Below are 23,110 nucleotides of genomic sequence, written 5' to 3'. Positions count from 1 at the left end.
ATGGAAAAGCTGATAGAAGTATTTAATTTGGGTGGTTTGCCTACTGCCCCGCTGGATTCGTTCTTGGAGCTTCAGGAGGACTTCAAGAAGTCTGATCCTGACAAATTATCGAAACTGCAGATGCTTATCATCACCCGTGGTTTCAAGTATGCGTTCAAAGCCTGGCAGGATCCGGACGGAAAGCTCTGGATTATCGATGCCCATCAGAGACGGAAAGCACTGCTTGCATTGCGCAAGTCCGGGTTTACAATACCGGAAATACCTTATGAACCCATTTTTGCGGCAGACAAGAAGGAAGCGGTAGAGGAAATCGCAGCCTATAATTCCGAGTTTGCCACCAGGAATCCGGATACCCTGCTGTTCAAAAAATATAATATAGATTCTGACACCCTGCAGCGCTTCAACCTGGGTTATGAGGTCAAGACCACTGATTTCGGGCAGGTATCTCCCTTGTTTGCCCAAGAGCATGAGTCGGAAAATGTGCAGGAAGATGCCACCGATTTTAATGTTCCTGCATCTGAAGATACTGTAATTGCCAGACCCGGCGATATATGGTTGCTCGGCAGTCATCGGCTGATGTGTGGCGATTGCCGTTCCAAAGCGGACATCACGGCGCTAATGAACGGGCAGCATGCGGACTTGTGCGTCACAGACCCGCCGTACAACGTGAACTATGAAGGCAGTACAGAGGAGGAACTCACCATTCAGAACGATTCCATGGAAAACGACTTGTTCGCCACCTTTCTCAGGCAAGTGTTTTCTGTCATGTTCGCCGTACTCAAGCCGGGAGGATCCTACTATATATTCCATGCGGACAGTGAAGGCGAGAATTTCCGGGCTTCTCTCAGGAAAGCGGGATTCAAGATTGCACAATGCTGCATCTGGGTAAAGAATACTATGGTGATGGGACGCCAGGATTATCAATGGCAGCATGAACCTTGTCTCTATGGCTGGAAACCGGGTGCCGGACATCAATGGAATTCCGACCGTAAGCAGACTACCGTCTGGAATTTCGACAAGCCGCAGCGCAATGCCATACATCCGACAATGAAGCCCATAGCCCTTATGGCATATCCCATATCCAATTCCAGCACTCTCGGTCAGATAGTCCTCGACATCTTCTCTGGTTCCGGTTCAACCCTCATGGCATGCCAACAGATAGACCGTATCTGTTATGCTATGGAGATTGATCCGAAATATGTTACAGCCACCATTCACCGGTACCGCGCCATGTTCCCTGAACAGCCCGTCCGGTTAGTCCGAAACGGAGAATTACTGGATGTGGAACAGACAGCTGATATGATAGCTGACCAAAACAAGGTAATCCAATGAGACATGCATCACTTTTCAGCGGAATAGGTGCGCCGGAATTGGCCGCTTATTGGTTGGGTTGGGAAAATGTATTCCATTGTGAAATCAACCCATTTTGTAGACAAGTACTTAATTATTGGTTCACTAATTCAAAAAGTTATGAGGATATCACAAAAACAGATTTTAGAGAATGGCAAGGAACAATTGATGTCCTCACGGGAGGATTTCCATGCCAACCGTTCAGTGTGGCCGGAAAGAGAAAGGGAGCAGAAGATGACCGCTATCTCTGGCCGGAATTTAAACGTGCCATACGGGAAATCAGACCGCCTTGGGTTGTTGGTGAGAATGTTGCTGGCATCTTATCAATGGTACAACCCAGCAAGAAGGCTGACATGGAAAGTATGCCGGCTACGGAGCATGAGGATAAACAGGAGTTTGTCATCGAAACCATCTGCAAGGACCTTGAAGCCGAAGGATATACTGTCCAACCGATTGTTATACCGGCTTGTGCCGTCGGTGCGCCCCATAGAAGAGACAGAGTCTGGTTCATCGCTTGTAACAACAGCTTCAGATTACGAAAAAAAAAGAGTGAAGGAAAATCGGATACGGATGGCAGAATACCTCCGTACGAATTTGTTGCAGACTCCCACGACTGTCCAACGTTGCGAAGCACCGGAAAAAATGAAGGAAAGGGCACTCAAAAAGGGATACAAGAACGGAACGACATACAACAGTCTGCTAAGCCAGCTTGTTTATGGGGGACTTCTTCCTACTCCTCAAGCGGCAGACAGTTCAATTGGTGCAGTAATAGGACAGAACGACCGCTTTATCATTACGAAGAACGGGATGTTTCGGAAAGTGAATCAGAACGGTTCGAACGGAAGTGTAGGACTTGGAAGGATTTTCCATCTGATGAGCACACCGACTGCATCGGATTGGAAGGGAGGCTCGACAAGGAAAAACCCCTCTCTCCAGAGAACGAGTCTGCGTGGGGAAATACATGCGGATTACGGTATTGGGAAGACTTCCCAACTCAACCCCCTATTTGTCGAGGAGATGATGGGATTTCCGACTTATTGGATACTGATGCCATTTTTAAAGGCTCCCGGTCCATCCGTCAAAACCCTTATTCCAGATGGAGGACAGAAGCGATAAAAGCCTATGGAAATGCCATGGTGCCGCAAGTGATATATCAGATATATAAGACCATCAACGAAATAGAACAATAACATGAAAAATGAAATCAGTCCAACTTCAAATGTCGATAAGGCCACCTTGATAGGTGACGAATATGTATCCCAAGTGCGTACTTTCGGTGCCTTGGGGTACACTCCCCAACGTATATGTACGCTTCTCGGCCTGCGTGGAAAAGGAAAAACGGCACTTATAGTCCGTCTGTCGATACCCGGTGACGTATATTACGACGCCTACCGTAACGGTTGTGCCCTGGGAGAATACAATATCGATGCCGAACTTGCCAAGAAAGCCGAGACCGGTGATGTGTCGGCCATTGAGACCTTGGAAACACGTAAGCAGGAACGGACAGTCAAAGACTTAAGAAACCAACTATTTGGAATATGACCAGACTCGACACCCTTGATAAGATACATCCGGACTTGATATCCGCATTCCTCACCACCGGGAAGTGTGACGGCATTCCTGCCGATGTGCAGTTATTCCTCAAGCAGCTGCAATGGGCAGCGGAGATTTACGAATACGAGCGTAACATCACCCGTGCCGCCAAGCAGCTGCGCCAGCGCATCAATGCCCAGCAGCAGATAAATGTGGATGAACGTACATGTAAGGCACGCATTTATGCGGCCATCAATTACTTCAATATCGACAACAATGTGTCCATCAAGGTGTGGGAGTCCAACTATGCCGACAAGTACGAGGATCTTGCCAAACTATGTGCGGCTGCCGGTGACTACAAGACCCAGGGCAAGTGCTATGCCGCCGCCCTGGAGTGCCGTCGCCGTGCCGCCGAGATTGCCGAAGCCGACCGTAACCTGGGGATCGTCTTCCTGATATCTCCCGAACTTACTCCGGAAGACCTGGGATACAGCAAGGCCTCCCTGAAGGAGATTGCCTCCAAGCACAATAAAGGCTTCTATCTGAACTTGATAGAGAACCTTCCCATCGAGAAGGCCGAGAAGAAGCGCCTGCTGCGCGATGCGGATATTGAGGAAGCTGAATACGAAGAACTTAATGAAGAGTGAAATGGAAACAGATATTGAAACCACTTCCCGGTTTGAGGAATACTACATGAACCAGATGCAGATACTGGTCAATGTCATCGATGCCAACAACATATTTGCCGAGGTGGCGCGTGCAGGTGGCAAGACGGAAGGTATCACCGGCCCACGTATCATCCGTGTGGCCAATGACATGCCAGGCGAGCTGTCGTTTCTGGTACATAAGACCTACGTTGCCCTGATGACGAACGTATGGCCCAACCTTCAGGCTTATTTCTCCAGGGAAGTCACCATAGGTGGGAAGGTGCGTTCCATGCTGGAATATGGTATTGACTATGTGGTGGGCGAAAATAAGCTCCCTTCTCATTTCCGCAAGCCCCGATATCCCATATCCTACCCCAAACACAGTGTCGTTTTCCGGGATGGCCATCACATCCAGTTGGTAAGTTCGGACCAGCCGGAGTCCGTTGCCGGACGCTCTGCCGTCCACGCCATCATTGAAGAGATGAAACACAACAAAGGGGAGAAATTGAAAACCCGCTTGTTCCCTTCCCTCCGTGGTGCCAGTGCCGAAATACGCCGGTCACCTTATTACCAAGGAATCACGGGCGTATCCGATACCGCGCGTGTGGACCTCGGCGAAGATGACTGGTTCGAGGAATATGAGAAGAATATGGATACGAAACTGATGGAGGAAATATCTACAGTCGCGCTTCATGTGAATGCAGCTATCTATCATAAATACAAGCTTATAAACTCACAACGGGAAACGACTAACCCCGTTACCCTTGAGCGTATCCGTCTTGAAATCATCAGGCAGGATCGCATCATATCCTTATGGCAGCCCCGCCTGGCGGACATGCGCCGTAACGCCACGTTGTACGTCCGTGCCAGTTCCTTCTGCAACAAGGATATTCTTGGTCCGAAATTCTTCAAGACGCAGCTTGAGACCTTGGATATGGACGAATTCCTCACTTCCATCTGCGCTATCCGCCATAAGGAGGTTATCAACAAGTTCTTCGCCAACTACAACAAGGAGAAACATCAGTATGCAGACAGCTATATCTATGAATCCATTCTACGACTTGACCTGCGGGAACATTTTCTACTCACAGCCCGCTATTTGAAGCACTACAACAAGCGTGACGAGCTACTGGTAGGATATGACCCCGGCCACTTTTCCAGCCTTGTTGTCGGGCAGGAAAAGGAATACGGCCGTCAGCTCCGTATAATCAAAGAGTTCTATTGCTGCTACCCGGATGAACAGCCCGAACTCGCCCGTCAGTTCTACGAGTTTTTCGGTACCGATGCTCTGAATAAACGTATCGTCCTCTATCCTGACCGTGCCGGGAATAAACGTCGTGAAGAACTGGAGCAGATTACCACCGACAGCCGTGCCCTGAAGCGTGAGTTGGAAAGTTATGGCTTTGAGGTGGAACTGATGAACGAAGGGCAGGCCACCGTATATCATTGGCAACAGTTCAAGTTGTTGCTTCTTATGTTTGGAGGCCGGAGCAATGCCTTGCCGGAAATTTTGATAGACGAAAACGAGTGCAGGAACCTTTGCAGTGCCATTATGCTGTCACCGTTGAAAAAAACGGAAGGTCGCATCGAGCTGGACAAATCTTCGGAAAAGAAAGTGCCTCTCAAGAACCAGGCCGGACTGACAACGCAGCTTCCCAGCGCCCTGATTTATCTTCTTTTCGGGCGTTATGGAAACAAAGTGTTGAGTGAATTATCGTCCATGCCGGACAATTTACCTGATAATCTGACTATATAACGGCTGTTTTTCACTATAAAAATAGTCAGTAAAGATACAATAATGGTGTCGTTTGACATTGAAACAAATGATTTTTATCTGGAAACCAGGTGTTTATGTTTTTGAAAGCGAAAAGCGTTTTCTTCGTGAGGGACTGTTTAGCACGCATCGCTGAGTTTTGGGATTGCAAGGCATCCTCCAGCATTCCTCGGAAATATGACGGAGGGTGCTTCTCGTCCTTTTTCCCACAGTAGAAACCTGCTACTTTCGGGCATGGAAATGACAATGACCGGTATTCAAGCGATGCTATGGGCCAAAGAGATATCAAAACTGCCTAACGGCTGCTTTACCATTGCCTTCTTCCCGTGTTCCAGGCATAAGGGGGAGGCATCAGCCACATTGACAGTTAAAGAAGGATGCAGATGGCGTACTCAACTGCCTGAAGAAAGATTCAGTATAGACAGTGACAACTTCTTTCTGTTTACAGACGCAGACGGGGAACCCAAGATGTGCTACCGTATTCTCATCAGGTACATGGGCTTTCCTCAAGATGGTTTCAAACTTCATAAAATAGATTGGTTATGAGTAAAAGCAATCTCAAAATGGTAGGCAACTTCGGTTGCTATCTTGACGATGACAATGTAATATCCTTCCAGATTGGAGACAGGCCAATGGCTTCAGTCCTGGAACCGGACCCGATGTTCCCCCTGAGTGGAGGAAGTCTTCCGGATACGCAGTGGCAGAGCATCCAAGGATTCCAGGTGTGCAGCCGTGGCTTCAACAACATGAAATGCGAGGAAGTCGCGTCCGACATAAAGAAGAACCGGCTTCTGCCAAGACTGATTACCAAGCAGGTCAGCATGCTGTATGGCCATGGGCTTGCCGTGTACAAGCCGGCAATCGTGGACGGGAAACTTCAGAAACAGTGGGTTGACTGTCCGGAAATCATGGACTGGCTCAACAGTTGGGAACAGCGCGGTCTTGAATCGGGTTATAAGGAAGTGGCCAAATCAATCATCAAGAACTACTACTATTTCAGGGACTGTTTCGTAAAGTGGCGCTTCACAAAGGGAAAAGCAAGAGGGACGATGCCCGTTGCCGGCCTTGAATCCATGGAGAACAGACATTGCCGGCTGGCCACCACCAAGAAGGATGTGGCGACAGATGTTGTCTACTACCGGGATTTCCGCTACATTGCCGTAGGGCGTTGGGGGTATGGCACATCCACTTTCCGCATCTATCCGAAGTTTTCCTTTTCGGAGCTTGCCAATTACAGATTCGCGGCCATTTCCCATCACCGGGAAAAATCCGTGGATGAGTTCTACGGTGTGAACGAGACCCATGCCGGTACCCGCTCCTACATCAAGGGTTCCAACGATACGGCTGATTATATCAACTCCTTTTTACGTAATTCGCTTGCCGCCAAGATACACATTGTCATCCCCAATGCCTGGCTTGAGTCCAAGAGGATCCAGATAACCAAACTCTGCGACGAGAATAAACGGCGCAAGAAAAACAATGAGGAAGAACTGATGTACAATGGCATCGTGATTGGTTCGGAATTCAAGGAATCCACCCTGATAAAGTATCTGCAGTCTGAACTGCGCAAGATCTCCCGCTATCTGTCCGGTGCAGACAACCAGGGTAAGGCGTATGCGACAATCAGCTTCAAGAACAGCCAGGGCGAAGAGGAACGCTGGAAGATAGAGACGGTTGATTTGAAATACAAGGAATATATCGATGCCTTGATATCCTATGACAAACGCGCTGATGAGGTGCTGCTGTCAAGCGTGGGACTTGACTCCTCCATATCCAGTGTCAGCAAGGACGGGGTCATATCCAAATCAGGAGCCGATGCGTATTACAACTATCTGATATACATTATGTCACTGACATCGGAAGACGAAATCTGCTCCGAACCGTTCAATATGGCCATACAGATAAACTTTCCCCATTTATACAGCCAGGGGTACCGTCTTGGATTCTATCGCGAAGTTCCGGCACGCCAGGAAGATGTTTCACCTCAAAACAGACTAAATCAGCAACAGTCATGAGAATATTGGAAGAACTGTTTACCACCATTTCGGAATTTCGGAAGTATGCTCCCTATGCAGAGAGCAATGTCACTTTCGACCAGCTCAATTCGTCTGCCATTTCTGCGAAAAAGCAGATGGTTATCATCCTTACCAAAGATGTCTACACCGAACTGACGGCAGACGAGGGCGAATTGAAGGAGGCCCTGCGTCTTGCGATGGCCAATCTGACCATGGCCAAACAGCTCATTTTTGATGTTGTATCCAAGCGTAAGGATGATGTCGATATATACAAGCATGAGCAGGAAAGCATGCGCAGGTCGTATATTGAGAACTATTATAATGCCATGGATACTGTCATCCAATTGCTTGATAACAGTCAGACCGTGCCCTCCTGGAAAGAAACGAGATACAAGAAGATGCTTGATGTTCTTAAAATAAAGAGTACGGAGGAGTTCGACATGCTGTATACGATAGACATGTCCTATCTGTTCTTTTTCCGGACTATACCGATCCAGAGCGAAGCGCTGGATGACGGGATATCGGCCTATTTTGAGCGGGCAGAAAAAAAGGAAGAGATACTGCGTCTGCTCAAACGATGCCTCGCCAAGCAGACCATAGCCATTGCCCTGCGGCGTTTTGATATTCTCGATTTTCCAAGTACGATTCGCAATTTATTTGAAGACTCAAAAGTTATGCGATATGGTACTCAAGAGCAAGAACGTTTACTTGCTCTGTCAGACTCTCTGCTTGAAGAGGTGAAGCGGGAACTGGCCAATATAGATCTGCTTTTGTCAACGGACAGTTCCGGCTCTGTAGATACGAACACATCCTTTAACCGTCCGGACGACATAATAATGCTGATGCCATGTTGACAATAGATTTTATAGCAAAAGGAATGCAATACAGCATCCCCAATTCCTGGGATGGATTAACTCCTTATCACTTCCAAGCACTCATGCGTGATATACAAAGGTTTGCGGATGGAAAAATATCCGTCGGCATGGTTCGTGTGAATTATGTTTGCCGAATTATGGGATGGAATCTTCAAAAAATAAGGAATACGGATGGATGGGCAAATGTGGCCTGGCTTGCAGAGCAAGTGACATTTCCCTTCACAATTGTCTATCCGGATAATGATGCAGCACTCCAGGAACTGGATTCTGAAACATACAGACTCTGTAAGAAGATACCACCACACCGGTTGCATGGAATAACCATATCCAGGTATCTGGACAGACTGGACTACAAATATGCAGTCGACTCATGTTTCTGCAAACAATTGGTTCCGGCGATACATCTTGAGGATGAAACTTTTTTTGCCTATAATATAGAAACCATGTTCAACCGGCTTACTTGCTCGCTTACGGCACTCCAGTTCATTGAGGCACGTGGTCTCCTTGGATGTCCGAAAGAACAGCTTCCGTTATTGGCCGCTATCCTTTACTATCCGGACCGGTATTCATCTGCCGGAGCGCATAAGTTGGCACAGAAGTTCACTGGGATGCCGATGGATGAGCTTATTTCCATAGCCTTCAATTTTCAGGCCTTCACCAATTATCTGTTTACCAAAACTGAGTTCAAGTTGCTTACAGAACTTGAGGAGACCAAAGTTTCTGCCATTTCCACGGGTGCACTTGAGTCTCTGTACAACTTGAGTTCAGACGGGTTTGGGGATATTGAAACCATCGAACAGATGAATGTCATCCAGTATTTGACCATCCTCCGGAAGAAAATTATTGATACAGTGCGCAGCCTGCATGCGGCCAAAATGGATAAAGCGGATATTGCCAGAGAAGTCAGACTTCCAATCCACATAATAAATGAAATCCTATGATACTTGATTTACTCAGATATTTTGCCCGTTTTCCCCAAAAGGAAGGGGTTGTCTCCATGTTCGCCAACGGCTCAAGTGACTTTATCCAATATACGGAACTGCTTGGGTATGTCAAAAAACTCCCGGAACCGATAATGCCCGAACTTGAGAATCTTGTTTTCGGGCAGTCATACGATTACGTAAAGAAGCGCGTCGATAATATTACCGGCAACTATCTGTTCGTGGATTTCGGAGAATTCACATCAAGCCGTGACACACACAACTCCATTCTTGACAGCCAGAAACTTGCAGCTACCATAGCCATGAAAGTTTCGGATTCCGCAGACATGGTTGAGACGGCCATTGCCTCTGAAATAACATTGTCTCTCCTTGCGGAACTCAGAAAAAGGCTTATTTTTGATTCACGGTCTGAGGATTTGCCATGGCTTGATAAGATATCGGAGAATCATGACATTATCCCTTTTGTCTCATCCGAATTCAAATCCATAGGTTGGACACTCATGTTCAGTTCTGCCGCGACCGATTTGTTCAATGCTAAACCTTCCCTTAATGAGTAGCTGATACTGTTGTGCCAATCATTAAATAATTCAGAAACTTTTTGTTCATGTTGTTTATTTCCATCCTGGTCGTGGGCTGTCGAAGTTCGCGACCAGGAGCTACTCATGATTACTCTTTTCCGTCATCCCTACCACGAGAAATAATCATTCTTTTACTCAAGCTAAACAAAGCTAATGCACTGATAATAAACAAGATATTACTACGTTATGCGCGTTAATAGTGTTACCTTAGCTGTACGAAAAATAAAGGATAAAACATTATGAACGAACAAGTTACAAACATTCTTAACCAAAGCATAACAAAGACGGCAAAGATACAGCAGCTCCTTCTTTTAGGTCTGACCCGCCGCCAGATAGCCGATTTGGTAACAAACGGAAATTACGGTTTCGTGCAGAACGTATACAAGAAAATGCTGGAAGCCGGAAGATTCGGTCAGCAACCGGCCATCGCAGCCTGCCCCGAATTGGACTATACTTTCAACAGACGTTTCGGCATCGAGATAGAGGCATATAACTGCGAAAAGGGAGTTCTTGCCCGTGAACTTCGTGAGGCCGGAATTGCAGTTGCAGTGGAAGGTTACAACCATAACACCCGCGACCATTGGAAGCTGGTTACAGACAGAAGTCTTAGAGGGAACGATACTTTCGAGCTGGTAAGCCCGATACTTGAAGGGGAAGCCGGATTGCAGGAACTTCAGAAGGTATGCTGGGTGCTCGATTATTGCAATGTGAAGGTGAACGACAGCTGCGGCCTTCATATACACATGGACGCTGCAGACTTTACCATTGAAACCTGGCGCAACCTTGCAATAACTTACCGCCGCCTCGAACCGGTAATCGACTCCTTTATGCCGGGTACCCGCCGGAACAACAGATATTGCAAATGCCTTACCGGAATTTCAGAACGCAGTATAACGGAGGCAGAGAACATCATGCAGCTACGTTCAGCCTTTGGAAACGACCGCTACCACAAATTGAACCTTGAGGCTTACGCACGCCACCGCACAGTTGAATTTCGCCAGCATTCGGGTACCACCAATTTCACAAAGATGGAAAATTGGATACGGTTTGCCGCCAACATGATTACCTTTGCAAAACACGGCATGGTGAATTTGGGATGCCCGCTTTCAAATATCCCCTTTCTGACAGCCGACCAAAAAGTATTTTTCAAATTGAGAACCAAAAAATTAGCATAATATGATGACAACTTACACTTTGCAGGATGGCGGTATAATTGCCGCCTCCTGCCCTGCAGACTTTGTAACCAAACTCCGTGAAAGCAGCCGTTTCGACAGTGAATGTACCGACCAGGAATATATGTACCATTTCGCCGACCGTTTCCATGACCAGACGGGGCATGTAGTCCGAGCTGATACCCCGGAGCATTTTTGGGAGGATTTGCTTTCCAACGGGTATATGAAAGTAGAATAATCCCCTCCAAACAAAAGAAGGCTTCCAACTTGTGTGAAAGCCTTCTTTATATTGATGTGGTCGGTAGAACGAAAAATCCCCGTAGCGGTTCATACTACGGGGATAAGTTGTCATAAAACGTCTCTCAAGATATGGAGAGTGAACCTAATTGTTTGCTTATATCCTGGAGAGCGAAGTTGAATGTCTCCAAATCCTTTTTGCTGAGCGTATAAACTTTACCCCTGACTTTGCTGCCATTGATACGTTGGCTAAGCCATGCGGTACTTTTACCGAAATACTTCTTGGCAATGTATCCCAATGGAATGATTTCCGTATAGGGAGCTATTTGTTGCTTCAATGTGATATAGTTGTTCAATTCTTCAGCTTCTGATGAAACCTCCTTGTAGCCATTGATTAGGAAATCGGCTATTGCATCAACATCTTTTTGATCTGTGTATTTACTGGTTATTTCATCAGAGAGAGCAACATATTTCTCCATGGCATCCGGTGTGCCGGAGTGAGCGATTTCATGCAATTTCTTCAAATCATCTTTAAGTGCCATAAGCTTATTGTTTTGTGCTCCCCTTATGGGGAGCTTGTTTAACTTCATTTTTCCAATTCTTTCAAAACCTTTTCTAAAAGTGCTATCTGTTTGTCTGTTTCCAGTTTTGCATCCAAGAGTTCATCCATCTTCTGCCTACTCATTTGGTTTCCTGCATTCTTGAAAGTGTGTTCATACATTTTAGATAACAATTTTAACTGGGTAAGCTTTGCAACCAGTTGCATTTTTGTTTCTTTTTCCATATCTCTTTGTTTTAATGACAATGCAAATATACATAAATATTTCTTTATGCACAAATTCCATAAAGAAAATTTTATATATTTCTTCTTTATTGAACAAAAATGCATTTTCTGCACATGAAAATTTTAACATGTGCAGAAATGGGGTATATTTGCACTTATAGGAAGCCTATCAGGAGTCCTATTATCAGACCCGATAAAAAGCATATCATGATGATGATTGGAAGCCAGCTGACAGATTCTTTCAATAAGTTGAAATCCGTACATACTTTATTGATTCTATCCTCCAACTGAGTTAATTTGTATTGGTCTTGCATAACTTCTTTCTTTTATTCCAAAAATAACCTTTTTCTTTTGCCATTCCAAAAACTTTCACCATATTTGCTATGCCCAATAAATAATAGTATGACATTAAGATATAATATGAATCCCTTTTCAAGATATAATCCGTAAAATCGGGTTAAAGTTTGCACTATGACTTTTGGGCATGTCTTGATAAGGGATTCGCCATATATAATTTTAATGATAGGAGGAAGAACGAGATATAGAAAGTCTTTAGCAAATAGGGCAAGGCATTTGATGTTAAGGCAAATTGCATTCCAAAAAAAGCATAAGCAACGGTTGATTTGTAAGGCTCAAGGAATAGCTTTTATTCGGTATCCTCGTCTTTATAAGAAATGTATCCGTGACAAACATATATCAAAAGTAATGCCTTCAAAGTTTGAAGTATTGACAAATCAAGATGAAGTGTTTGCTTTTGTTGCAGAATTATTGGATATGCATTCTAATCGGAGATTGAAAGAAATTAATTTAGATTTAACAGATGTCCAAACAATAGATTCTGCTGCGATTTGTCTTTTATTATCTGTAGTTTGTGAATTAAGTAATTATGGCATCAAGGTTACAGGTAACTATCCAAAGAGAACTGATTGTGCGAAGTTTTTCATAGAGTCTGGTTTTTTAAATCATATGAAAGATAGTCATGGAAAGAATTTTGCAATTGAAGTTCCTAATCTTATAGTTGAAGCAGGTACTAATAAGACGAGGAATAAAGATATTGCACAAGCAGTTCGAAAAGCATCTGGTTTTCTATTAGGTTCTCCACAAAGATATCAACCTGCTTACACCGTAGCAATGGAAATTTGTTCTAACTCGGTGGAACACGCTTATATCGAAAGGCCTAAACATTGGCGTTTAGGAATTTGTTATGTAGATGATCATGTGTCATTCACCATGACTGATACGGGTACTGGTATATTAAAAACGCTTCATAGGAAATTTTTAAAGGAAATAAAAGATACAGTTACGTTGAAAGATAATAGCGATATATTATATCGTGCTTTTTTAAGGAAATATGGCTCTTCGACTCAATTAGTCAATCGTAATAAAGGATTACCTTGTATTTTAGATAAATTTAACTCCGGTTTGATTAAGAATTTGAAGGTAATCACAAATGATGTATATTTGGATTTTAATAATATAAAAGAGAAGCATAAAATGAACAATCCTTTCTCTGGCGTACTATTTTATTGGGAAGTTGATAATGAATGCATTGATAATTTTGTTAATAATATAAAAATATGATAGCTGAACAAATTAAAGTTTTATCTGATTTCAGTATGTCTCCGGGACCAAGATATTGCAAGCAAGGACCAGATTCTGGCGAGGAATTTTACCATAAAGTACTGAATCGAAGGTTTGCTGAAGCATACAAAAATTCAGCACAATTAGTTTTAGATTTAGATGGAACAGATGGTTATATGTCATCTTTCTTAGATGAAGCTATTGGTAATTTAGTTTATGATTTTGGAGAAGAAGCTGTAAAAACATATTTACGAGTTGTTTCCAAAGAAGAAGATGTTTGGACGAAACTTATTAGTAATGAAGTAATACCTGAATGGGCAAAACATAGAGTGAATAATGAAGAACCATTGAAAACCAGCAAAAAGGATCATAATGCATGGTATAGATTAATAAATGGAGAATTATTAGAAGACGTATGGGTACATTCTGCATAATTTTCTTAAGCCAGCTTACGGATTGGTTGTCTATTGTGGTTGATTTACTGACGGGAGGGGCAGTTGCTTGTATATTAGCTTATATTGTTCCTAAGAAATTGAATGATGACCGGAGTTTAAAAGATTTTTTCATTCAAGAACTTCAATGTATAAAAAATGAATACAATGATTTTTGTAGAGATATCTGTTTAAGTAAATATGATGCCCGTACCATCAAAGAAGTATTTAAGCAATTAAGTCTAAAATTAGATGATATTCAAAATGTAGCAAATCGAAATCTGCAGGTAGATATAAATATAATGGATGAACTAAATCAAACTAAAATACATGTCACTGGATGTACAGAAATAAACGACCAATATTCAGAACCAAATATTGTGTTTAATCTTGAAACAAGGAATCGTATATGGCAACTGCAAGATGTTTTTAATAGGAACATAATATCTGCCATTGCTACTGTGAACAAAGCAAAAGCCAAATAAATGTTGAAAGCGGAGTCTAAAAAACTCCGCTTTTCTTTTGCCATTCCAAAAACTTTTGCCATATTTGCAGTGCTACAACAGTTGGTTGAGCTGTTTTTTCAACCCCGACCGGACAAACGGCTATTTGTCCAAATACGAATTTGGGCTTTTTTTATGCCCATAGGTTTGCTCCCGACATGAATGTCGCCAGCAAATTCATATACGAACAAGAAGACATTGCGTAAAGTATGCATATATACTTATACGGCTATCATTCCCGAACATTTATTCCAACGCTTCGGCGGGGTTGAATCAACTGTTGTAGCAACGGGTTTGGTAGCCGTTCTTTTTTCTACCATTGCTACAACAGTTATTCGTATATGAAAAATCAAATTTCTGGCACTCTCAACGTGCCTGCCTCCGGTATCCCTACCGTGGGCGAATCCGTTAACGCTCTTACCGAGCAAGTCAATAACCTTCAGCGCCGTTACTACCGTGCTTTGGCTCCCGATTGCGAAATAAAGACCGAAGCCGACCGCTGGTACTTCCGTGCCATCGTATGGGCATGTGCCGGAATGGTGTTCCCACCATTGGTTGTGGTCACTGCATTGTGCGTTTATAAGGCAAAGAAGTGCCAGAAAGGAGGTGCCAAATGAATCGTATCAAGTCTATAACACAAAAAGACATTTATGTTCAAGCCGAACGTCTCTGCACAGGAACTGAAACAAGTGAGTATAAATATTGCCTTGCTTATTATGGCAACTTTGTGATGTGTGACATCTCTGCGGAGGATGCCCGTGAAATCATTTCCTGCCTGCAGCATGCGCTTGATGTTAATGAGAAAGGAGGACAAAATGAAAAATAAAGAGCAAGAACAGAAAATTACCGATATCAGTATCCATATAGCATCCTTGTCCGCATCGTTCAAACCTGCCCCGGATGCACGCCATGCCACCCATTGGTTCACTACGGATGAAGTCTACGACGCCATTCGTCGCATTGATCCTGGAGCGCATATTAGTAAGGAGCAGGTTCATCAAGCCATGCTTGATGCCGGTTATAAATACCAGAACCGTCCTGGTTCATCAGGACTGGACTTCCGGTGGATGCTCCAAGCGAGAAACTAAATACTACTGTCATATAGGGGGTAATTGTTCGTGATGAATAGTTGCCCCTTCGTTTTATGTCCTTTCCGTACCCCCTCCCCTATTCTATCTTCGCTGGAAATAACAGTGAATATGATTACAGACCAGCTTGTCAGAGAACGTTTTGTCCATGATATAATGTCTCAAGGCATCAACCTTATTTATGAAACACAAGAAAAAGTTGTGCGTACATATCTCAACTCACGGTCTGGTGACCTGGTGGCACATCTTCAGAAACGTCCGTTCATTGCCCAGGAATCAGATACGAAACAAGCCTATTATCTGCGTATATTCCCATATCTCCGCTTCCTTGACATCTATTATCGTCGTGGAGCCGGTGACCGTATTTCCCGTCATATTCGCCGTAATCTTGCTCTTTATAACCGGGTGGTCTGGGGAGTGCTGTATCATGAGACATTCCCGGAAATAAAGTACGGTTTCACGGAAGAAGTTCGTACCAATATTCGCAAGGAACTGGAGCAGGCCCTTCAATATGAAAACTCAAACTGGTAACATTATGGCAAAAAAGCATTTATCCGAAGACGAAATCAAACTCATAATCTCAGGTGACAGTTCCAAGCTTCAGGAAGAGCTGCATACACTGACCAAGGAAACCAAGGCTTTGAAAAAGGAAGAGGCCGAACGCCGCAAGGCTATGGTGGAGCTCGAAGCCCAAGGCAAAAAGAACACGAAAGACTATCAGAACCTTGCGAAAGAGTGCAAAGACTATACTGCCAAAATTTCCAAAAACAATGAGAAAATAAGTCTGCTGACCCGTAACTTGAAAGTCAACGATCTCACCATGAGACAGCTCAAGAAAGAAGCTAAGGAGCTTTCCGCTGCTTTGGATGATATGACTGAATCTGCGAATCCGGAAGAATATGCCAAACTCAATACCCGTCTCAGAGAAGTCCGTGCCCGCATGAGCGAGTTACGCAGTGCAGGTAACAACATGAACAATGAGTTCGGCAACAGCGTGAATTGGATGTCCAAGTTAAAAATGGCAGCCAAGGCTTTCATTGCCGTTAAGGTTGTCGGATGGCTTAAGGATGTCCATAACCAGGCATACGAGACACGCAAGGAATTCGCCAAATACGAGGCGGTCCTTCGGAATACTTTCCAGTCGCAGAAGAAGGCCAATGATGCCATGAAGATGCTTCAGCAATTGGCAGCAGACACCCCATCGTCCTTGCAGGAATGGACTGAAGCATATATCAAGTTGGTTAATCGTGGGGTCAAGCCTACCAGCCAGGAGCTTGTCAACATGGGAGACCTTGCCGCTTCCCAAGGAAAGTCCGTCGATCAGCTCATTGAGGCTATACTTGATGCGATGACCGGGGAGAACGAACGTCTGAAGGAGTTCGGTATCAAGGCTTCCAAATCCGGAGAGACTACAAAGTTCTCTTTCCGAGGAGTGACTACCGAAGTGCGCAATTCTGAGGATGCCATCAAGGATTATCTTCTTTCTCTCGGTCGTGTCGACGGCATTGCTGGTTCCATGGCCGTGCAGATGCAGGAACTTGAAGGAATCCAGTCCAACCTTGGAGACACAATGGATGCCTTTTTCAATAAAGTGGGAAAAAAGCTGGAGCCGTTCTGGAAATCCATGTTGAAGTATGCCAATGGATTCTTCACTAAACTTGGGGAAATGTTCACCACTTATACGGAAACTTACGAGAACCATTTCGACAAGATGGTACAGCTTGAGAGCGCATTGCCGGGACTGTTGAACCGATACGAGGAACTGACCGGCAAGTCCTCCCGTTCCGCTGAGGAACAGAAAGAGTTGGCCAATGTCATAGCCCAGATAAGGAACATGGTACCTGGCGCAGCGACAGCATTCGACCAGTACGGGAATGCCATCGAAATTTCAGGCGAAAAGGTGGAGGAATTCCTTAAGAAACAAAGGGCGCTGCTAAAGTTTGAGAATCAGAAAGCCATCCGGGAAACAACAGAGCAATTGGAAGAATACCGCCAGGCGTATAAGAATCTGTTGGAACAGCAGAAACAAGGTGGAAGGACTGTTTTCCAGAGCAACGGTATGTTTGCCGCACCGACAGCATACATCAATACGGAAGCTCTTCCGCAAATAGTGCAGGATATAAAAAAGTATGGTGACCTCATTCTGGGTGCCGAAGAGAAATTGAAACAACTGAACGGCCAGACTATTGAAGAAACCGTCAAGAACCAGCAGAAGCTTGCAGAAGTACGCCAGAACTTCAACAAGATGGAGAAGGTTCAGTTGCAAGCCTGGATAAAGAACAATAAGGATGCAGCCGGTGAGTATGTGGAAATAGCCCAAGAAATATACAACAAACGTTTCCCGGCAGAGGACTCTGACGCGACCAGGAAGAAGGCTGAAAAGGCTGCCAAAGAAGCAAAGTCGGCTGCAGAAAAAGAGCAGAAAGCAAAAGTCTCTACGGAGCAGGAAGCCGCCAAGTCTCTTGAAGCATTAAGGGAGGAAGAACTGCAATCCCAACAGAAATGGTATAATGATTCGTTTGCCGCTCTTTCAGCTTTTCTGGCATCAGGAAAAATGAGTAAGGAACAAAATGAAATGCTGGTACTCGAACTTGAAAAATCGTATGCGGAAAATAGGCTCATCATAGAACAGTCTTATTATGAGGACGCCATATCCATGGCCATTTCCAATGCAGAAACCAAGGAAAATCTCGTCCGGAAGTCCAATCAACGTGTCATTGATGCGGAGAAGGCGGCGAATGCCAAGCGTGCTTCACTGCAGGAAAAGCTGAATACCCTTGTCAAGGACTTCAAATCAGAGTTCAAGGTTACTACAGTTGATGAAGACTATGCCGCGCAACTCAAGGTTCTTGAGGCATCCTACCAGGCGCGTAAGGAAATGGCTGAGAAAAACAATCTTGATACGACAGAATTGGACAGTGCCTACCTTAGAGCTAAGGAACAACTTGAATCCGAACATCAACAACGTATCCAGTCCATTCGTGACCAGTATGGCTTATCTACACAGCAGGAACGGTTCAATGCGGAACTGGAACAGCTCAGGCTCGCACGTGAACAGCAGTTTCTGACTGAGGAACAATATGAGCAAGCCGTCCAGAACCTCAAACGGGACAGTTATAAAAAGCAGTTTGACTATTATTCCAGTCTGTTTTCCGGAGCCATTCAAGCATTGCAGCAAGCGGAAATGGACCAGGTCGATGCAAAATATGATGCGGAAATTGAGGCAGCCCAAGGTAATACGGAAGAAGTGGAACGTCTGGAAAACGAAAAGGCCCAGAAAAAGCTTGATATACAGAAAAAATATGCGGACGTGAATTTTGCAATCAAGGCATCACAAATCATCGCAGACACAGCTGTGTCAATCATGAAAGCATATGCAGATTTGGGACCGATTGCGGGTTCAATCGCAGCAGCCCTTATGGGCGTGACCGGAGCCGCACAATTGGCCAGTGCCAAAGCTGAACGGGATAAAATCAAAAATATGACTCTTTCCGGCAGTAATTCCGGCAGTTCCGGTACCGGCGCACGCGTTGCCACCGGTCGCCAGTCCGGAGGCAAGATTGATGTCCGGCGCGCCCAGGATGGAAAGCTCTTTCCCGATGCCGACTACGACCCTGATGCACGGGGATTCATTGACCGTCCTACTGTCATAGTAGGTGAAGGGCCTTCCGGACAATCCAAAGAATGGGTGGCCAGCAATGCAGCTGTAAGCAACCCTACCGTCGCACCGATACTTGACATACTGGACAAGTCCCAGCAGGCCGGTACCATAAGGACACTTGACCTTAACCAGGCAATCCGTGCTCGAATGGCCGGTTATTCATCCGGTGGCTCCATTGATGCCCAGAAATCTGCAGTGCCGGTACCGCCTGCGCTATCAGGAACCTCTCTGCCTCCAAGACTGATGGAACGCCTGGCCAATGCAATCATCCGTATTGATGAAGAAGGCATCCCAGCATCCGTCACTCTATCTGAACTTGAACGCAAGCAGGAATTGCGGAACCGTTCGCGTAAAATAGGAAGCAAATAACATTTCATCATGAAAATAGTACATTCTTCAGGAAAAGCCTATCAACTGGCACCTGACACGCAAATTGAAATCGAACGTCCGAATCTGTTCTTCAATGATTATGGTGAGCAGTCACTTCCGGTGGATCTCCCGGATACAGACCTGAACCGGGAACTGACCGGTTACCCCGATATGGTGGCCAACCGTAAAAAGCCGCAGACAGACATCACATGCAGCATCCGAGACGGTGACTACTGTGTGACCGCCCGGCAAGCCATACTCGGTGCCAAGCGGAAAGAGAAGATAACGACGACATTCTACATGAACGAGGGCAGTTTCCTTTCGCGCATCGAGAAAGTTGCCGTACCGGCCGTTTTCGGCAGCGAGACCGTACCCGGAGTAGAAACCGTAGAGCAGGGTATCAACTGGTGCCGTTCGTTGCTCGACAACACCAATCCGCATTTCACCCTCTTCCCCGTCATCATCGAGCTGGACGGGGAAAAACGCGGAGTGAACGTCACCTGCGTAATGGACGAGAATGGAAGGCCGATGCAGGTCCGTCCCAGAGTCACAAGGAAACAAGGCTTATACAACTCATATGCCCGTACAGAGAAGGTGGACAGCCGTATAATCACACTTGATCCCGGTTACTACATTACGCCCTTCATCCGTGCCACCTACCTACTGGAACGTATCTTCTCCTATTTCGGCTATACCTTGCAACCGAATTTTTTCACCGAGACCGAGCCTTTCAAAAGCATGGTGTTCATCAACAATACTGCCGATGCGCTGGTGAACGGCACCATCCTGCTGGCCCACCTGGTGCCCGACTGCCTATGCTCCACCCTGCTCGAAGTCTTCCGCAAGAAGTTCTGTTGCGAGTTTGTTCCAGACGAAGTGGCCAAGACCGTCCGCATAGAGTTTTTCAAAGACATGATAGCCGCACGCAACCCGACAGACTTGACGGCTTGTCTGGCCGGACAACCGGAAATCAATTACGAGACAGCCCGTCAGCTGAAGCTATCGTCAAAGAGCTCCCTCAGCAATGGAAGCACTCTTGACAGCACCACCGAGCTGGAGCGCAAATACCCCACGGCCTACTATGACATGGCATCCGGCAGATACGTAAGGATGGGCTATGGCAGGGAGGGCGTTATCAGGGTAGTGTCCGACGGAAACCTGCCGTTCTATGCCGGAGAAGAAGGACTGGATGACTATGAAGTGGAGGTGCCCGACAGTCAGTTCTGTTTCGACAGCCTAATGTTCTTCGTGCAGGGCACTATCAACGGAAGAGAATACGGGAATTCCGTAACTGCCCCCTATATCGGAGAAGGAAGGATGCTCAACAGTACTATCTGGGTAGCGGACGAAAGTACGAAAAGTGAGGAAAGTGAGGAAACGACAAGCGATCCCTACCTGACCGAAACCTCCCATGACCAGAATCCCATGCTGGCTTTCGCCTTGAGTAACAGTAACAGTACCGGACTGCCCGTCGGGGCAAACCACGATGCCGCGCGTGGCTACTCCCTTCTGTACAACGGCCCTATCGGTATCTATGAAAAATTCTGGCGAGACTTCGACACCTTGCTGCGCAATGCCCTGCACAAGGTAACAGTTCCGCTACTGATGACGAACACAATGAAGCAAGCCCTCCCCGTCTACCGGAAAGTGGCACTGGGCGGTTCGGAATACCTCATCGACGTGCTGAAGTACACTCTCGGAGGCAACAATATGCCAATGGATACAACGTTGCTCACTACGCAGCTCCAGGAGCCCGTAACCATGGCCATGGACGAGAGCGAACGGATGAAGATGCCTGCCTACAAGTGGAAGGTAAACTGTACGCTATCCGAAATGACGGAAGACGAATGGACAGCAGCAGGCTTCGAGGCGGGCGCGTTGGTGGACATGACCATCGTTTATCTTGCACCGCCCACCGAGAAACAGTATGCCGCAGGCGGACAGTACCACAAGCGGACGGACTACTACAGCTATATGTATTATCCACGCCGGGGAGAAGGTGAAATCTGTTATAGAAGAGTGTCCGTTTACATGACTCCCCAATTGATTACAGATTAAGGCGGTTGATGATGCGTTGTCCTTTCTGCATGCAATCAATCCACATAAATTCGCACCAAAAACAGAATGTAAAATGAATATCATCCAACAGCCCGACATGCTGTCGCTCTCGATGAACCTGAAGAATTTCATCATCGGCTCTTCCCGGCAGACGACATTCACTCTGAAGGCCGGCGACAAAGAACTGGTGTCTCAGGTATATGCTCCTGATGAAAACGGAGTGATGGAGATAGATATACATGAGATTGTACACTCGTTTCTTTCATACAGCTTGAAAGACATCGGAGAGGTATATCAGCAAACCAACCTGGTTGCCGATTTCACAGCAGTCATCGACTCCACTGAAATCACCTTTCGCGTTATCCGCTCTGGAGTGGACCGCTTGACTGACTCTCCCACCAATTTTCTGACACAGAATTTCCTCACCTGGCAACCGAATGTAAAGTCGGTCACGTATTATTCTCCGGAATTCCTGACCTACTATGCTGTGGTTGCCGGTACAGTCAAACTCCGCGCATACTTTACTGATGAGTCTGGAACTGTTAAATCTCAGAGTGATTATACTGTTACAGAATTGATGCCAGGTATAGCTTATACCATGCCTCTACAATACTCTGTCGTTGCGGGATGGCTGGAACATAAATTACCTGCATATTATGATGTATGGGTCGAGAACACCTCCGGCCAGCGTCTTACATATATACAGCGTTACTATGCTGAGGATATGCGCTCCGAGCAGGAACAGTGGATATTATTTGAAAACTCTTTGGGAGGTGTCGATACATTCCGGGCATATGGTAACACTGTATTCAATGGCGAACACACGCATAATATTGCTGAAATTGACGAATTTTTTTCAGAATACCGTGTAGACACAGAGAGGAAGTTTCAAAAAAACACTGGTTACCTGAATGGAGATGAGCGCAAATGGCTGCTTGATTTCTTCCCGTCAAATGGCAAGTATCTGTACGCCGGTAATTATTTGCGCCGGATAGTCGTAACAGACAGCAATGTCAGCTATACAGACCACGAACTTCCAAGCAATTATACGTTCACATTCAAGTATGCCGACGCTCGTCCATTACTAAATCTTTCCCGAACCGATGTCCCTACAGACGTTCTCAACATTACCGTACCTGAAGTCGGTTCTTTTACAGTGCCCCCTCGGCTTGCTGAATTTCCCCATCTATCGTTATCCGGGGGGGCACTGTTTCCTGTTCAAAATCCGTATTCAGAAAAATGGTCAACAACATCTGTGGATGCCATTGCTTATTTTTTGGCAGATTTTATGTCCCGCGTTTATGGCTCTGGTGGTGGAGTCGGTCACAAACACCGTAACTATGATTTGCTTGAGTTGCTTTCATATATTGAGAACTATCTATTGGTAAATGGTCAGAAGATAAAGGCCGGTTACGCGGACAAAGCCGGTTACGTTGAAGGAATGGAGGATATGTTCCTTCGCAAAGACCAGTCTGACGGCACAAATTTTCTGTTGAAGTTCGGCGAGTTTATC

At 45.5% G+C, this 23,110-nt stretch carries 23 protein-coding genes and 1 pseudogene; 22 read left to right on the top strand and 2 right to left on the bottom strand.

Annotated elements, in window-relative coordinates; translation table 11 throughout:
* The 12 genes from DW800_RS05285 to DW800_RS05230 all read left to right on the top strand — a co-directional run bounded on the left by DW800_RS05285 (position 1) and on the right by DW800_RS05230 (position 11,123).
* Positions 1-1,332 carry a DNA-methyltransferase gene (locus DW800_RS05285; protein ID WP_119957872.1) on the top strand — a complete coding sequence of 444 codons (1,332 nt, stop codon included), beginning with the start codon at positions 1-3 and terminating at the stop codon, positions 1,330-1,332.
* The gene (locus DW800_RS05280; RefSeq protein ID WP_119957871.1) at positions 1,329-2,540 is read left to right on the top strand and encodes a DNA cytosine methyltransferase; all 1,212 of its coding nucleotides are present in this window, start codon (positions 1,329-1,331) and stop codon (positions 2,538-2,540) included. Before DW800_RS05285 ends, DW800_RS05280 begins: the two co-directional genes overlap by 4 nt.
* A gap of 1 nt (position 2,541) precedes the next feature.
* Positions 2,542-2,892 carry a hypothetical protein gene (locus tag DW800_RS05275; protein ID WP_119957870.1) on the top strand — a complete coding sequence of 117 codons (351 nt, stop codon included), beginning with the start codon at positions 2,542-2,544 and terminating at the stop codon, positions 2,890-2,892.
* Complete coding sequence (locus DW800_RS05270) at positions 2,889-3,530, top strand: hypothetical protein (RefSeq protein WP_044467555.1); 642 nt, start codon at positions 2,889-2,891, stop codon at positions 3,528-3,530. Before DW800_RS05275 ends, DW800_RS05270 begins: the two co-directional genes overlap by 4 nt.
* A gap of 1 nt (position 3,531) precedes the next feature.
* Complete coding sequence (locus DW800_RS05265) at positions 3,532-5,286, top strand: hypothetical protein (RefSeq protein WP_119957917.1); 1,755 nt, start codon at positions 3,532-3,534, stop codon at positions 5,284-5,286.
* A gap of 264 nt (positions 5,287-5,550) precedes the next feature.
* The gene (locus DW800_RS05260) at positions 5,551-5,850 is read left to right on the top strand and encodes a hypothetical protein (protein ID WP_243634906.1); all 300 of its coding nucleotides are present in this window, start codon (positions 5,551-5,553) and stop codon (positions 5,848-5,850) included.
* Entirely contained in the window at positions 5,847-7,319 is a 1,473-nt protein-coding gene (locus DW800_RS05255; RefSeq protein ID WP_119957868.1) for a hypothetical protein, read from the top strand. The genes DW800_RS05260 and DW800_RS05255 overlap by 4 nt, the downstream gene beginning before the upstream one ends.
* Positions 7,316-8,173 (top strand): hypothetical protein, encoded by an 858-nt coding sequence (locus DW800_RS05250; RefSeq protein WP_117599679.1) that lies wholly within the window; start codon positions 7,316-7,318, stop codon positions 8,171-8,173. Before DW800_RS05255 ends, DW800_RS05250 begins: the two co-directional genes overlap by 4 nt.
* Positions 8,167-9,135 carry a hypothetical protein gene (locus tag DW800_RS05245; RefSeq protein ID WP_119957867.1) on the top strand — a complete coding sequence of 323 codons (969 nt, stop codon included), beginning with the start codon at positions 8,167-8,169 and terminating at the stop codon, positions 9,133-9,135. Before DW800_RS05250 ends, DW800_RS05245 begins: the two co-directional genes overlap by 7 nt.
* A complete protein-coding gene (locus tag DW800_RS05240; RefSeq protein WP_119957866.1) occupies positions 9,132-9,692 on the top strand; it encodes a hypothetical protein in 561 nt (186 codons plus the stop codon). Before DW800_RS05245 ends, DW800_RS05240 begins: the two co-directional genes overlap by 4 nt.
* Before the next feature lie 260 nt (positions 9,693-9,952).
* Positions 9,953-10,888, top strand: coding sequence for an amidoligase family protein (locus tag DW800_RS05235; RefSeq protein WP_119957865.1), 936 nt, complete (start codon positions 9,953-9,955; stop codon positions 10,886-10,888).
* A 1-nt stretch (position 10,889) separates the two neighbouring features.
* Positions 10,890-11,123 (top strand): hypothetical protein, encoded by a 234-nt coding sequence (locus DW800_RS05230; RefSeq protein ID WP_119957864.1) that lies wholly within the window; start codon positions 10,890-10,892, stop codon positions 11,121-11,123.
* 124 nt (positions 11,124-11,247) lie between these two features.
* Here DW800_RS05230 and DW800_RS05225 read toward each other — a convergent pair whose 3' ends face one another.
* Positions 11,248-11,664 (bottom strand): DUF5053 domain-containing protein, encoded by a 417-nt coding sequence (locus tag DW800_RS05225; protein WP_044467566.1) that lies wholly within the window; start codon positions 11,662-11,664, stop codon positions 11,248-11,250.
* A 44-nt stretch (positions 11,665-11,708) separates the two neighbouring features.
* The gene (locus DW800_RS05220) at positions 11,709-11,906 is read right to left on the bottom strand and encodes a hypothetical protein (protein ID WP_117599675.1); all 198 of its coding nucleotides are present in this window, start codon (positions 11,904-11,906) and stop codon (positions 11,709-11,711) included.
* Between the two features lie 471 nt (positions 11,907-12,377).
* Here DW800_RS05220 and DW800_RS05210 point away from each other — a divergent pair, with 471 nt between their 5' ends.
* The 10 genes and pseudogenes from DW800_RS05210 to DW800_RS05160 form a co-directional block, all read left to right on the top strand.
* Positions 12,378-13,487 carry a hypothetical protein gene (locus DW800_RS05210; RefSeq protein WP_119957861.1) on the top strand — a complete coding sequence of 370 codons (1,110 nt, stop codon included), beginning with the start codon at positions 12,378-12,380 and terminating at the stop codon, positions 13,485-13,487.
* On the top strand, positions 13,484-13,921 hold the full coding sequence (locus DW800_RS05205) for an STAS-like domain-containing protein (protein WP_119957860.1): 438 nt from the start codon (positions 13,484-13,486) through the stop codon (positions 13,919-13,921). The genes DW800_RS05210 and DW800_RS05205 overlap by 4 nt, the downstream gene beginning before the upstream one ends.
* Positions 13,903-14,403, top strand: a complete 501-nt coding sequence (locus DW800_RS05200; protein ID WP_119957859.1) for a hypothetical protein — start codon at positions 13,903-13,905, stop codon at positions 14,401-14,403. The genes DW800_RS05205 and DW800_RS05200 overlap by 19 nt, the downstream gene beginning before the upstream one ends.
* A 359-nt stretch (positions 14,404-14,762) precedes the next feature.
* Positions 14,763-15,038: a hypothetical protein gene (locus DW800_RS05190; protein ID WP_119957857.1), complete on the top strand. Its 276-nt coding sequence runs from the start codon at positions 14,763-14,765 to the stop codon at positions 15,036-15,038.
* The gene (locus DW800_RS05185; protein ID WP_119957856.1) at positions 15,035-15,247 is read left to right on the top strand and encodes a hypothetical protein; all 213 of its coding nucleotides are present in this window, start codon (positions 15,035-15,037) and stop codon (positions 15,245-15,247) included. Before DW800_RS05190 ends, DW800_RS05185 begins: the two co-directional genes overlap by 4 nt.
* Entirely contained in the window at positions 15,237-15,509 is a 273-nt protein-coding gene (locus DW800_RS05180; RefSeq protein WP_117599745.1) for a 5-formyltetrahydrofolate cyclo-ligase, read from the top strand. Before DW800_RS05185 ends, DW800_RS05180 begins: the two co-directional genes overlap by 11 nt.
* A gap of 111 nt (positions 15,510-15,620) precedes the next feature.
* Positions 15,621-16,040 carry a hypothetical protein gene (locus DW800_RS05175; RefSeq protein WP_044468282.1) on the top strand — a complete coding sequence of 140 codons (420 nt, stop codon included), beginning with the start codon at positions 15,621-15,623 and terminating at the stop codon, positions 16,038-16,040.
* 4 nt (positions 16,041-16,044) lie between these two features.
* A complete protein-coding gene (locus DW800_RS05170; protein ID WP_119957855.1) occupies positions 16,045-19,539 on the top strand; it encodes a hypothetical protein in 3,495 nt (1,164 codons plus the stop codon).
* Positions 19,540-19,548: 9 nt separating this feature from the next.
* Complete coding sequence (locus tag DW800_RS05165; RefSeq protein ID WP_119957854.1) at positions 19,549-21,597, top strand: hypothetical protein; 2,049 nt, start codon at positions 19,549-19,551, stop codon at positions 21,595-21,597.
* Between the two features lie 73 nt (positions 21,598-21,670).
* Positions 21,671-23,110, top strand: a pseudogene (locus DW800_RS05160) (hypothetical protein); the annotation flags it as partial.

The organism is Bacteroides sp. AM32-11AC (assembly GCF_003603515.1).
Lineage (GTDB): Bacteria > Bacteroidota > Bacteroidia > Bacteroidales > Bacteroidaceae > Bacteroides > Bacteroides uniformis.
Note: the sequence above shows the minus strand (reverse complement) of the source record. Positions and strands in the feature narration are given on the sequence as shown.

What these genes read in the sequence shown, in the direction of transcription:
- DW800_RS05210 (WP_119957861.1), top strand. Translation starts at nt 12,378, where the DNA reads ATGACTTTTGGGCATGTCTTGATAAGGGATTCGCCATATATAATTTTA.
- DW800_RS05185 (WP_119957856.1), top strand. Translation starts at nt 15,035, where the DNA reads ATGAATCGTATCAAGTCTATAACACAAAAAGACATTTATGTTCAAGCC.
- DW800_RS05265 (WP_119957917.1), top strand. Translation starts at nt 3,532, where the DNA reads ATGGAAACAGATATTGAAACCACTTCCCGGTTTGAGGAATACTACATG.
- DW800_RS05260 (WP_243634906.1), top strand. Translation starts at nt 5,551, where the DNA reads ATGACCGGTATTCAAGCGATGCTATGGGCCAAAGAGATATCAAAACTG.
- DW800_RS05255 (WP_119957868.1), top strand. Translation starts at nt 5,847, where the DNA reads ATGAGTAAAAGCAATCTCAAAATGGTAGGCAACTTCGGTTGCTATCTT.
- DW800_RS05170 (WP_119957855.1), top strand. Translation starts at nt 16,045, where the DNA reads ATGGCAAAAAAGCATTTATCCGAAGACGAAATCAAACTCATAATCTCA.
- DW800_RS05190 (WP_119957857.1), top strand. Translation starts at nt 14,763, where the DNA reads ATGAAAAATCAAATTTCTGGCACTCTCAACGTGCCTGCCTCCGGTATC.
- DW800_RS05220 (WP_117599675.1), bottom strand. Translation starts at nt 11,906, where the DNA reads ATGGAAAAAGAAACAAAAATGCAACTGGTTGCAAAGCTTACCCAGTTA.
- DW800_RS05270 (WP_044467555.1), top strand. Translation starts at nt 2,889, where the DNA reads ATGACCAGACTCGACACCCTTGATAAGATACATCCGGACTTGATATCC.
- DW800_RS05250 (WP_117599679.1), top strand. Translation starts at nt 7,316, where the DNA reads ATGAGAATATTGGAAGAACTGTTTACCACCATTTCGGAATTTCGGAAG.
- DW800_RS05205 (WP_119957860.1), top strand. Translation starts at nt 13,484, where the DNA reads ATGATAGCTGAACAAATTAAAGTTTTATCTGATTTCAGTATGTCTCCG.
- DW800_RS05180 (WP_117599745.1), top strand. Translation starts at nt 15,237, where the DNA reads ATGAAAAATAAAGAGCAAGAACAGAAAATTACCGATATCAGTATCCAT.
- DW800_RS05240 (WP_119957866.1), top strand. Translation starts at nt 9,132, where the DNA reads ATGATACTTGATTTACTCAGATATTTTGCCCGTTTTCCCCAAAAGGAA.
- DW800_RS05285 (WP_119957872.1), top strand. Translation starts at nt 1, where the DNA reads ATGGAAAAGCTGATAGAAGTATTTAATTTGGGTGGTTTGCCTACTGCC.
- DW800_RS05165 (WP_119957854.1), top strand. Translation starts at nt 19,549, where the DNA reads ATGAAAATAGTACATTCTTCAGGAAAAGCCTATCAACTGGCACCTGAC.
- DW800_RS05275 (WP_119957870.1), top strand. Translation starts at nt 2,542, where the DNA reads ATGAAAAATGAAATCAGTCCAACTTCAAATGTCGATAAGGCCACCTTG.
- DW800_RS05245 (WP_119957867.1), top strand. Translation starts at nt 8,167, where the DNA reads ATGTTGACAATAGATTTTATAGCAAAAGGAATGCAATACAGCATCCCC.
- DW800_RS05200 (WP_119957859.1), top strand. Translation starts at nt 13,903, where the DNA reads ATGGGTACATTCTGCATAATTTTCTTAAGCCAGCTTACGGATTGGTTG.
- DW800_RS05230 (WP_119957864.1), top strand. Translation starts at nt 10,890, where the DNA reads ATGATGACAACTTACACTTTGCAGGATGGCGGTATAATTGCCGCCTCC.
- DW800_RS05175 (WP_044468282.1), top strand. Translation starts at nt 15,621, where the DNA reads ATGATTACAGACCAGCTTGTCAGAGAACGTTTTGTCCATGATATAATG.
- DW800_RS05225 (WP_044467566.1), bottom strand. Translation starts at nt 11,664, where the DNA reads ATGGCACTTAAAGATGATTTGAAGAAATTGCATGAAATCGCTCACTCC.
- DW800_RS05235 (WP_119957865.1), top strand. Translation starts at nt 9,953, where the DNA reads ATGAACGAACAAGTTACAAACATTCTTAACCAAAGCATAACAAAGACG.
- DW800_RS05280 (WP_119957871.1), top strand. Translation starts at nt 1,329, where the DNA reads ATGAGACATGCATCACTTTTCAGCGGAATAGGTGCGCCGGAATTGGCC.